This is a genomic window from Streptomyces sp. SAS_270 (assembly GCF_052543295.1).
Window position 1 is genome coordinate 1 of the sequence record NZ_JBMNDS010000148.1, and the last position, 10,424, is coordinate 10,424.

Annotated in this window: 9 protein-coding genes; 5 read left to right on the top strand and 4 right to left on the bottom strand. The window is 70.7% G+C overall.

The annotated features are described in order from the left end of the window. The first annotated feature begins 145 nt into the window (after window positions 1–145). Window positions 146–1,174: a helix-turn-helix domain-containing protein gene (locus ACN6LB_RS44970; protein ID WP_445030983.1), complete on the top strand. Its 1,029-nt coding sequence runs from the start codon at window positions 146–148 to the stop codon at window positions 1,172–1,174. Window positions 1,175–1,289: 115 nt separating this feature from the next. Further along, window positions 1,290–1,994, top strand: coding sequence for a ribonuclease H family protein (locus ACN6LB_RS44975; RefSeq protein WP_356135182.1), 705 nt, complete (start codon window positions 1,290–1,292; stop codon window positions 1,992–1,994). On the opposite strand, the gene ACN6LB_RS44980 is transcribed toward ACN6LB_RS44975, so the two are convergent. The 3 genes from ACN6LB_RS44980 to melC1 all read right to left on the bottom strand — a co-directional run bounded on the left by ACN6LB_RS44980 (window position 1,995) and on the right by melC1 (window position 3,998). After that, window positions 1,995–2,669 (bottom strand): hypothetical protein, encoded by a 675-nt coding sequence (locus ACN6LB_RS44980; protein ID WP_445030984.1) that lies wholly within the window; start codon window positions 2,667–2,669, stop codon window positions 1,995–1,997. It abuts the gene before it with no gap. Window positions 2,670–2,758: 89 nt separating this feature from the next. Beyond that, window positions 2,759–3,583, bottom strand: coding sequence for a tyrosinase MelC2 (gene melC2, locus ACN6LB_RS44985; RefSeq protein ID WP_445030985.1), 825 nt, complete (start codon window positions 3,581–3,583; stop codon window positions 2,759–2,761). 55 nt (window positions 3,584–3,638) lie between these two features. Further along, entirely contained in the window at window positions 3,639–3,998 is a 360-nt protein-coding gene (gene melC1, locus ACN6LB_RS44990) for an apotyrosinase chaperone MelC1 (protein WP_445030986.1), read from the bottom strand. 397 nt (window positions 3,999–4,395) lie between these two features. Here melC1 and ACN6LB_RS44995 point away from each other — a divergent pair, with 397 nt between their 5' ends. From ACN6LB_RS44995 to ACN6LB_RS45005, 3 genes are all read left to right on the top strand, one after another. Beyond that, on the top strand, window positions 4,396–5,601 hold the full coding sequence (locus ACN6LB_RS44995) for an FAD-dependent monooxygenase (RefSeq protein WP_445030987.1): 1,206 nt from the start codon (window positions 4,396–4,398) through the stop codon (window positions 5,599–5,601). 93 nt (window positions 5,602–5,694) lie between these two features. Beyond that, window positions 5,695–7,140 (top strand): MFS transporter, encoded by a 1,446-nt coding sequence (locus ACN6LB_RS45000; RefSeq protein ID WP_445030988.1) that lies wholly within the window; start codon window positions 5,695–5,697, stop codon window positions 7,138–7,140. Then, window positions 7,137–7,730 (top strand): TetR/AcrR family transcriptional regulator, encoded by a 594-nt coding sequence (locus ACN6LB_RS45005; protein WP_445030989.1) that lies wholly within the window; start codon window positions 7,137–7,139, stop codon window positions 7,728–7,730. The genes ACN6LB_RS45000 and ACN6LB_RS45005 overlap by 4 nt, the downstream gene beginning before the upstream one ends. Window positions 7,731–7,767: 37 nt before the next feature. Here ACN6LB_RS45005 and ACN6LB_RS45010 read toward each other — a convergent pair whose 3' ends face one another. Beyond that, on the bottom strand, window positions 7,768–10,299 hold the full coding sequence (locus ACN6LB_RS45010; RefSeq protein ID WP_445030990.1) for a tetratricopeptide repeat protein: 2,532 nt from the start codon (window positions 10,297–10,299) through the stop codon (window positions 7,768–7,770). Window positions 10,300–10,424: the final 125 nt, after the last annotated feature.

Consider the following 10,424-nt stretch of genomic DNA (forward strand, 5'->3'; position numbering starts at 1 on the left):
CGCCACACTTCGTCGTGCGGGGCCACCCGGGCGACGCCCGCCGTGCAGGGCAACCGTGGGGCTGCGGCACTCGTCCCTCATGGTGGTCGCGGCAATTTTCCGGACAACCGAACCCCCCACGAGGATTGCGAGCGAAAGAGGTCGCATGCTCCGCATTCACTTCACCTCACACGACCTGCAGAACATTCGCATAGCCCGGCAACCGGATCCCCTGTGGGAACTGATCTGCAGTGTCTGCCGGTTGGAAACAGGACAGGGACCGCTCGATTTCGGCCAATGGCGCCGGGCGGCCTTTGACCGGCTCTCCCGGGACTCCGTCGCGGGACGCGCCCTGCGTCCCCTGCGGGGACTGATCCCGGCGTCCGGCTACATCCCGGACTTCCTCACGCCACCGGTCACCGGCGGCGGACTGCAGGAGTGCCTGGACCAGGTGCGGCGCACTCCGCGGACGCAACTGGTCCACGAGATGAGCCGGCTGGCCGAGGCGCGCCCGGTCCCCAACTGGACCACCACCCTCGGCAGGCCCGGCAGTGACACCCTCAAGTCCCTGGCGAACGCCCTCGGGATCTACTTCCGGGCCCTGCTGGAACCGTACTGGCCGCACATCCGCACCGCGGTCGGCAACGATGTCGGTCTGCGCTCGCGCACCCTCCTGGACGGCGGCACCCAGGCGCTGCTGGAGGGGCTGGGCCCGCTGGCCCGCTGGAACGCCCCGGTGCTCGAAGTGGACTACCCCACCGAGCGCGACCTCCATCTGGAAGGGCGCGGTCTGCTGCTCGTGCCCTCGTACTTCTGCTGGCGACGGCCCACCGCACTCGCGGACCCGGGCCTCGACCCGGTGCTCGTCTACCCGGTGGCGAAGACCCCCCTGACCGTCGTGTCCGGCTCCGACGGCGGGCTGGAGCGCCTGCTGGGCCGCACCCGGGCCGCCGTGCTGACCGCGGTGGCCGACCAGAGCGCCCGGACGACCTCCGAGGTGGCGCGCGCCGTGGGCATCGCGTTGCCCAGCGCCAGCTACCAGATCGGTGTCCTGCGCGACGGCGGACTGGTGGCGAGCCACCGCGACGGCAAGTACGTCCTGCACGCGGCCACCGCCCTGGGCATACGGCTGCTGGGCGCGGATGCCGGGCGCGGGGAGCTCCTGCCTCCACGCGCCGGCAGCCTCGGCCGGTAGCCGCCGGACCGCCCCGCCGGCGTCGACCGCACCCGGCCGCGGGACGTTTCGCAACGGTGCGCCCGGTCCGGCCGCGGCCCTCGCCCCGTGCGGGGGAGCGTGGCCGGACCGTGGCATGATCAGGGTCATGCCTGAACGTGTTGTGGCCGCCTGCGACGGGGCTTCGAAGGGAAACCCGGGACCTGCCGGATGGGCCTGGGTCGTCGCCGACGGCGAGGAGACCCCCACCCGCTGGGAAGCCGGTCCGCTGGGTACGGCGACGAACAACGTCGCCGAACTCACCGCGCTGGAGCGTCTGTTGACGGCGATCGCACCGGACGTGCCGCTTGAGATCCGGATGGACTCGCAGTACGCGATGAAGGCGGTCACCACCTGGCTGCCCGGCTGGAAGCGCAAGGGCTGGAAGACGGCGTCCGGAAAGCCCGTCGCGAACCAGGAACTCGTCGCCCGTATCGACGAACTCCTCGGCGGTCGCACCGTCGAGTTCCGCTACGTGCCCGCGCACCAGGTCGACGGCGACCGCCTCAACGACTTCGCCGACCGTGCCGCCAGCCAGGCGGCGATCGTCCAGCAGCCCGCGGGCAGCGACCTCGGCTCCCCGGAACCCCCCTCCGCCCCCGACACCTCCGCGTCCACCGCCGCCCGCCGCCGCGCCCCCGCGAAGGCACCCCGGCAGGGCACGTCGACGCGCACTCTCAAGGCGAAGTTCCCCGGCCGCTGTGTCTGCGGCCGCTCCTACGCGGCGGGCGAGACCATTGCCAAGAACCCGCAGGGCTGGGGCCACCCGGAGTGCCGTACGGCCGAGACGACCGGCGCGTAGCTACGAGGCCTGCCCGGCGGTGCTGTCCCTGTCGCCCAGTGGCGCGGTCACGGCCAGGCACGCGTCGAGCTTTGCGAGGAGCCCGGCCGTGAGCGGGGCGGGAACCCAAGGGGTGGTCCACTGCTCGACCAGGTCCAGGAACGCGGTGAGGTCGGCGCGTACGGAGGCGAGCAGCGCGGGAAGGTCGGCCGACGGCAGCTCGATGGGGGGACCGGGCGCAACGCGCTGCGCGTCGGGCCACAGCCGCACGAGCGAGTCGGAGAACTCGAGGCCGGGCGAGGGGTCGTGGCCGAGCCAGGGGCCCGAGCCGTCGAGCAGATCGAGCCAGTCCCGCCAGTCCTCCAGACCGCAGCAGCAGCCCGGCGACACCGTGACCCCCGTCGAGGTGTCCCGCAGACGCAGGCCGCCCGGGGCGATGACGGACTCGGCCGACGTCAGCTGCTGGAGCAGTTCGACGCCGTTCTCGGGTCTGCCTGCGCCGCGTTCGCGGGGCCTGGTGTTGTAGCAGGCCAGGACCGCCATCGCGGTGCCGACCTGAAGCGGCGAGAGATCGCCGGACAGCGGCGGCAGCCCGCCTGTGTGTTTCTCGGCGACGGGCCACAGCGTGAAGTCGGTGACGGGATGCGTCTCCAGGACGGCTTCCATGATCAGCACGCCGTCAGTGTCGCCGCTCACGCCCGCGAACGCAGCCTCTTTTCCGGGGGTTCGGGATCCGGAGGCGCCGGAGGCCGGCCGGTGCGGACGGCCTCCGGTACGTTCCGCGGTCAGGCGGTGTCGAACGTGTAGTGGGCGGTGTGGTCCAGCATGTCCAACGGCCGTACGTCGTTCCACGGCTTCATGGTCTCGTCGAGGTCGACCACGTTCGGTGTGCCGGCCGTCGGCAGGTAGCCGGAGCCCGGGTGACGGCTCTGCCACTGGGCCCAGAGCTTGTCTATGTAGGCGTGGTGGAGCCAGAAGACGGGGTCGTTGGGGGAGACGCCGGTGGCCATCTGGCCGCCCACCCAGACGTGGACCCGATTGTGCAGATTGACGCCCCGCCAGCCTTCGAGGTGGTTGCGGAACCCGTCCGAGCCGCTGTTCCACGGCGCCATGTCGTACGTGGACATGGCCAGGACGGAGTCCACCTCCGCGCGCGTGGGAAGTTCCCGGGTGCCCCCGCCGAGCGAGCGGCGCAGGTAGGTCCGCGCGTCGACCCGTACGGCGATCGGCCAGTTGCCGGTGGAGGCGGCGAACGGTCCGTCCATCACCCGCCCGTCCAGACTGCGTCCGGTGCCGCCCAGGAAGTCGGGTGCCCACAGCGAGGACCGCGGGGAACGGTCGGTGCTCCAGTCCCAGTACGGCAGCGCCACGGAGGCGTCCACGGACTGCAGGGCCTGTTCGAACTCGATGAGGAATCTGCGGTGCCAGGGCAGGAAGGAAGGCGAACGGTGGCCTGTCCGTTCGCCGTTGTCCGTGTCACCGATGATGAAGGCGTTGTGGGTCGTGACGAACGTGTCGTAGCGGCCACTGCGCTTGAGCTCCACGAGCGCGGCGACGAAGCGGCGCTTCTCGTCGGCGGTCAGGCTCGACTGGTTCTTGCGTACGGTCATGTGCGGGGACTCCACGGTCTGTTGGTGCCGCCTGCGGCACCGGTGCGGGTGCGGATCAGGTCAGGGGGACGAGCGGGGAGCCCTGCAGCTCCAGGACCGCGGCCCGGGCGGCGGCGCGTGGGGTGAGCACGGGCTCGTAGTGGCTGACGACGCTGATCCAGCTGCCGTCGGCGTTCTGCATCACGTGCAGTTCCACCCCGTCGATGAACACGGCGTAGCCGCCGCCGTGATGGTGACCACCCCCGTCGGAGGGGCGGCCCTGTATCCGGCGACCGCGATAGACCTCGTCGAAGGCCGCGGGCCCGCCGTGGTGCGGAGCGGCGGACGCGACGGGTGCGGTGACGGCCAGGGAACCGGTGGCCGCGGCGAGGGTGGCCGCGGTCCCGAGGACGCGGCGACGGGTGAGTTCCGGCATGCGGAGACCTCCTGTGTTCGTTCCCGCGGCAGACGAGCCGTCATATGCCGCAGGAATCAGCTCACTTGACGACTCGGCATGCCTATCGGGCCGTTCGGTGGCGGGGGAAATCTCCGGAATGGGGTTGGCTGCGATCAGGACAAGTATGTAAATTTCGTACAGAATTGAACGAGAATGATCTTGCTGTGCAGGGTGCGCGCAGACCCGCGGAAGGGGGAATTCCTTCCCCTGGAGGCCGTCTCGCGGGATGAAAATTCGGCGCGGATGGCCGGCGGGTGTCGCGGCTCACGCCCGCAACCTGACGCGATCCGGTGCGGTGCGGGCGAGTGGCCGCACCGCCCCCCGCTGCTACCCTTCGTGGTCAATTGACAACTTTGCGCGACGAAGAGGAGTGCGCGTGGAGATCGCGTGCGTCGGCGGCGGGCCCGCAAACCTGTACTTCTCGATCCTGATGAAGCTCCAGGACCCCTCCCACGACATCACCGTCTACGAGCGGAACCCGGCCGGATCCACCTACGGCTGGGGAGTGACCTACTGGGGCGGCCTGCTCGACAAGCTCCACGCCCACGACCCCGATTCCGCGCGCGCCGTCCGCGACAACTCGGTCCGCTGGAGCGACGGGGTCGCGCACGTCGGATGCCGTACGACCGTGCACCACGGTGACGAGGGGTTCGGCATCGGTCGCCGCCGACTGCTCGAAGTGCTCGCCGACCGAGCCCACTCGCTGGGCGTGAACGTCGAATTCGAGCACGAGGTCACGGCCGGGACCCCGCTTCCCGACGCCGACCTGGTCGTCGCCGGTGACGGAGTCAACAGCGTGCTGCGGCAAAGCCGCACCGAGCACTTCGGCAGCGACATCAAGCTGGGCCGCAACACCTACATCTGGCTCGGCACCACCAAGGTCTTCGACTCCTTCACCTTCGCCTTCGTGGAGACCGAACACGGCTGGATCTGGTGCTACGGCTACGCGTTCAGCGAGGAACACAGCACCTGCGTCATCGAGTGCTCACCGGGGACATGGACCGGACTCGGCCTCGACCGGGCGAGCGAGGCCGACGGACTCGCCCTGCTGGAGAAACTCTTCGTCGACGTCCTGGACGGCCACGGACTGATCGGACGGGCCCAGACCGACGGCGCCGCGCAGTGGCTGAACTTCCGCACCCTCACCAACCGGACGTGGCACCGCGGCAACCTCGTCCTGCTCGGCGACGCCGCCCACACCACGCACTACTCCATCGGCGCGGGCACCACCCTCGCCCTGGAGGACGCCATCTCGCTCGCGGGAGCCCTGAACGAGCACCCGGAACTTTCGACCGCACTCGCCGCGTACGAGCAGGAACGCCGAACCGCACTCCTGTCGATCCAGAGCGCGGCCCGCTACAGCGCCCAGTGGTACGAGAACCTCCCGCGCTACATCCACCTGCCGGCCCCGCAGATGTTCGCCCTGCTCGGCCAGCGCCACTCGCCCCTGCTGCCTTACATCCCGCCGCAGCTGTACTACCGGATCGACCGGGCGGCCGGACAACTGGAGACACTGCGCCGCTTCAAGCGCTGGCTGGGGCCGCGGCTGGCGCGAACAGTGCAAGCGCGCTCCGGTCGCTGAGCGGGCGTGATCGGGTTAGGTGAATGGCAATTCACCCGATAGAGTGAATTGCCATTCACCTGATTCTCTCCGAATCGCTTCCCTGGAGTGCTCATGGCGTCCCTGCGTGACCGGCTCGCCGTCCCGGTCCTGGCCTTCGGCGGGATCCTCATGGCGGTCATGCAGACGGTCGTGGTGCCCCTGCTCCCGGACCTGCCCCGGCTGACCGGCGCCTCCCCGGGCGCGGTCTCCTGGATGGTCACCGCCACGCTGCTGTCCGGCGCGGTCCTGACCCCGGTGCTCGGCCGCGCCGGCGACATGTACGGCAAGCGCCGGGTGCTCCTCGCCGCGCTCGGACTGATGACCCTGGGCTCGCTCGTGTGCGCCCTCACGTCCGACATCGGCATCCTCATCGCGGCACGCGCCCTGCAAGGCGCGGCCGCCGCCGTCGTCCCCCTGTCGATCAGCATCCTGCGCGACGAACTGCCGCCGGAGCGCACGGGATCCGCCGTGGCCATGATGAGCTCCACCGTGGGCATCGGCGCCGCACTCGGTCTGCCGCTCGCCGCGCTGATCGTCCAGTACGCCGACTGGCACGTCATGTTCTGGGCGACGACTGCGCTCGGCGCAGCGGGACTGGCCCTGGCCTGGTGGGCGATACGCGAGTCGCCCGTTCGTGAACCGGGCCGCTTCGACACCCTCGGCGCGCTGGGACTGGCCGCCGGGCTGGTCTGCCTGCTCCTCGGCGTCTCGCAGGGAGGCCAGTGGGGGTGGACCAGCGGCCGGATCCTCGGACTGTTCGGCGCCAGCATCGCCGTACTGACCCTGTGGTGGGTCCAGCAACTGCGCACCGAACGGCCGCTGGTCGACCTGAAACTCGCCGCGCGCCCGCGCGTCGCCCTCCCGCACCTGACCGCGCTGCTGACCGGATTCGCGTTCTACGCCAACTCCCTGGTCACCGCCCAGCTGGTGCAGGCACCCAAGGCCACCGGCTACGGACTGGGGCTGTCCATCGTGGAGACCGGCCTGTGCCTGTTGCCGGGCGGCGTCACGATGCTGCTGTTCTCACCGGTCTCGGCACGCATCTCGGCGGCTCGGGGCCCGCGCGTGACCCTGGCCCTCGGGGCCGCTGTCATCGCCGCCGGCTACGGGGTGCGCCTCGCGGACAGCCGCGACCTGTGGGTGATCATCCTCGGTGCCACGGTCATCTCGACCGGCACGACCCTGGCCTACTCGGCCCTGCCCACCCTGATCCTGCGCGCCGTGCCGGCCGGGCAGACCGCGTCCGCCAACGGCGTGAACGTCCTGATGCGCACCATCGGCCAGGCCGTGTGCAGCGCCGCCGTCGCCGCCGTCCTCGTCCACCACACCGGCCTCGTCGCCGGCCTCCCGGTGCCCACCCTCCACGGTTACCTGCTGGCCTTCGCCATGGCGGGTACGGTCGCCCTGGTGGCCTGCGCCGCCGCCCTGGCCATACCCGCCGACCCCGCCTCCCCTGGCACGGGAGGCGCCCGCGGCCGTACGGCATCGCCTCGCGACGAGGCGATGGAAAGAGCGTGAGTACCGTGACCACCCCGCCCACCGGTCTCGCGGGCACCGCCGCGCCGCGCCGCGACGCCGAGGCGACCAAGGCGGCCATCCTTCGCGCGGCCCGCCGGCTGCTGGCCCGGCACGCCCACGCGGACATCACGCTCAAGGCGGTGGCCGAGCAGGCGGGAGTGAGCGCGCCGCTGATCCTGAAGTACTTCGGGAACAAGGACGCGCTGTTCGCCCGCGTGATGTCGTTCGAGGCCGACACCGATGCCCTGCTGGACGCGCCGCTGGAGGAGCTCGGCCGCCACATGGTGCGCCATTTGCTGGTCAGCCAGACCGAGCAGGGCGCCGACCCCATCCTGCGGATCGTCTTCGCCCCGCTCCAGGGCGAGCAGGGCGACATCCTGCGCGCCAACTTCCGCACCCAGGTCAGCGACCGCCTCACCCGCCGGCTGACCGGACCCGACGCGGGACTGCGCGCCGAACTCGCCGTCAGCGCGCTGCTCGGCCTCGGCGTGATGTACGGCATCGCACGCGGCACCCACCTGCGGGCCACGGCGATCGAGGACATCACCGACCGCTACGCGCCGCTCGTGCAGGCCCACCTCACGCCGTGAACCGCGGCCCTGCGGCGACCGCGGCGTCCGGTCAGGCCTACATGAGCCACAGCGAACCCCGGATCCGCGCGGCCTCGGCCCGCAGTGCGGTGGCCTCGTCGTGCCCGCCTCGGTCGTGCGCGCAGTCCGCCAGGTGCTCGTAGACCGCCATCAGCACCGGGTGGTGAGGCCCCAGCGCCTCCTTGAAGATGCCCTCGGCCTCACGCAGTACGAGCTCCGCCTCGGTCCGTTCCTTGGCGGCCAGCAGCACCGGCCCCAGACGGGTCAGCGACTTGGCCCGATAGTGATGCCGTACGCCGTACTTGTCCGCGTAGATGGCCACGGCCTCCTCCAGGGTGCGGCGGGCTTCGTCGACGTGGCCCTGGGACAGCCGCAGGGACCCGAGCTTGTTGAGGCAGGCCGCGTACTTGTGAGCCTCGGTCGCCCGGCGTTTGCGGTGCAGTTCGAGGACCGGCATCAGCAGGGTCTCGGCCTGGGTGAGGTGGAGGCGCTCCGTTCGGCGCAGCCTGCGGATGCGCAGCGGATGACGGGTCCCGCGTGCTGCCGCGTGCGCCCGCTCACCCAGCCGGCGGGTCACATCGGCCAGGAACTTCGCCACCTGGGCCGTCTCGAAGTCCTCGTTGCCGCGGTACTCCCGGAAGACGGACAGCGCGTGGGTCAGTTTCACGCGGGCGGTGTCGAGGTCGCCGCGGTCCTGGGCGACGATACCGAGGTCGCGCTCGATCATGGCGCGGAAGACCACGAACTGGCTCGGCTCCTGGCTGCCCCGGTTGGGGACGAGGTCCAACGCGCGCCTGTAGCACTGCTCGGCACGAGGCAGCCGCCCGGCGTTGCGGTAGATCATGCCGATCTCCTGCTCCGCCACGGCCCGGTCGAGAGTGTCCCACTCGGGACCCTGCCGCTGGTAGATCGCCACCGCCGCGCGAACGGCCTTGCGTGCCTCGCGGAAGCGGTTGCGCTCGCGCATGATGCCGCCGAGCTGCCGTTGGCACTTCGCCTGCAGAAGCTGGAAGTCGGTGTCGCCGTCGTGTGCCTGGCACAGTCGCAGTGCCTCCTGGCACTCGGCTTCGCCGTCGCCGAGAGAGGCGAGCAGGTAGTGCTGGCGCGCCACCGCCAGTTTGGCCGTGGCGTGCCGGAGCGGGCTGCCGAGGCCGATCCTGCACAGGTCCGCCTCCTGGGTGAACAGCGGCAGGGCGCGGCCCCATTCGCAGCGGGTCTCCTGGTACACGCCCACGCGGTGCAGCAGCCGGGCCAGCGCCTCGGGGTCCTGCGACGCCCCCAGCGCGCCGTCCTTCCCGTCGAGCCACACGAGTTTGGCGATCGCCGCCTCGGCGTGGGGCATCAGCCGCTCGCACTCGGCACGCGACTCGAACTGGTCCGGCTCCGCCGGAAACCACGCCTCGACCAGCCGGGCCGCGGCCTGCGACCAGGCCAGGCGGCCGCGGATGTCGAGCTGCTCGCGGATCAGCTCCTGCACACGCGGATGCATTCCGTACGAGAAGTGGCCGATGCGGCCCTCGTCGGTGCGGGTGAGCAGCGAGTGGGCCTCCAGCAGGCGGACCTCGCGGTTGAAGGCGGGCGGGTCGTCCATCACCTCGCGCAGTGGCGCGGGAACCACCGCGCCGTGCTCGACGAGTTGCACCCGGCGGATGTCCTGGGAGGCCAGGAAGGCGAAGAGCCGCAGCAGGTCCACCGCCGCGGGCGAGGTCTGCGTGATCTCCGCTATGGCGAGCCGGAAGGTGTCCTCGTCGTTGGCCTTGCGGGGCAGGCCGCGGAGGTACTCCTGCACGGTCACGCCCGTCTTGACGATGTGGGCCGCCGCCTGCTCCAGAGCGAGCGGAAGCCAGCCGAGCTGTTCTCCCAGGGCGGTGAGTTCCGGAGCGTCCTTCCCGTCGGCGCTGCTTGTCCTCTTCTGCAGGAATTCCAGCCCTTCGTCGGGTGAGAAACCCCGGAGTTCGAAGGGCAGCGCGGAGAAGTCCTCCCATCCGCCGGGACCCCGGGTGGTGATGAGCACTTCACCGCCCGCTCCGCGCAGGGATTCCAGCTGTTCGCGTACGACCGGGTCGTCCGGCCGCGCGTCGTCGAACACTAGCAGCCAGCCGGGATTCGCGCGCAGCCAGTTCCACAGTTTGGTGAGGACGACGTTCTTGTTCGCCTGGTCGGGAATATTGATGTGTCCGGCGAGTTCTAGCAATTCGGTGCGCAGAGTGTCAGGGCGGGACGCGTTGAGCCACCAGGTGAGAGTGTGCCGTTCCAGCTGCCTGCGGGCGTGAGAAACGGCCAGCTGGGACTTTCCGGCTCCGCTCGTCCCGTACATCACGCAGATATGAGGCAGGGGAACCGGCTGTTTCCGGCGCAGCAGTCCGTGCCGGTTGCTCGGGGGCCGGAGCCTTTTGCTGATCTGGTCGTGCTGGGGCTCGCGTCCGGTGAAGTACTTTCCCAGCAGCGGGAGTTTGTGCGGGGGAGCACCGAGTGGTCTGGCCAGGCCCGCGCCGATCGGTTCCCGGGAGCGGTCGTGGTAGTCCTTGGCCGCGGCGGCGAGAGCGACCAGAGCAGCGGCCGCGCCCACGGCCCACCACAGGAGCGGCCCGCTTAAGACGTCATCTCATTTGGTTCTGTAGGCTGCCGGTCGTGGTCTCGATCGTTGAGCGGCTGGTGCCGGATGAGTTGTGGGAACTGTTCCAGCGGGTGGTC

Coding starts and splice junctions, on each gene's coding strand:
- ACN6LB_RS45000 (WP_445030988.1), top strand. CDS start 5,695: ATGGCGTCCCTGCGTGACCGGCTCGCCGTCCCGGTCCTGGCCTTCGGC.
- melC2 (WP_445030985.1), bottom strand. CDS start 3,583: ATGACCGTACGCAAGAACCAGTCGAGCCTGACCGCCGACGAGAAGCGC.
- melC1 (WP_445030986.1), bottom strand. CDS start 3,998: ATGCCGGAACTCACCCGTCGCCGCGTCCTCGGGACCGCGGCCACCCTC.
- ACN6LB_RS44975 (WP_356135182.1), top strand. CDS start 1,290: ATGATCAGGGTCATGCCTGAACGTGTTGTGGCCGCCTGCGACGGGGCT.
- ACN6LB_RS44970 (WP_445030983.1), top strand. CDS start 146: ATGCTCCGCATTCACTTCACCTCACACGACCTGCAGAACATTCGCATA.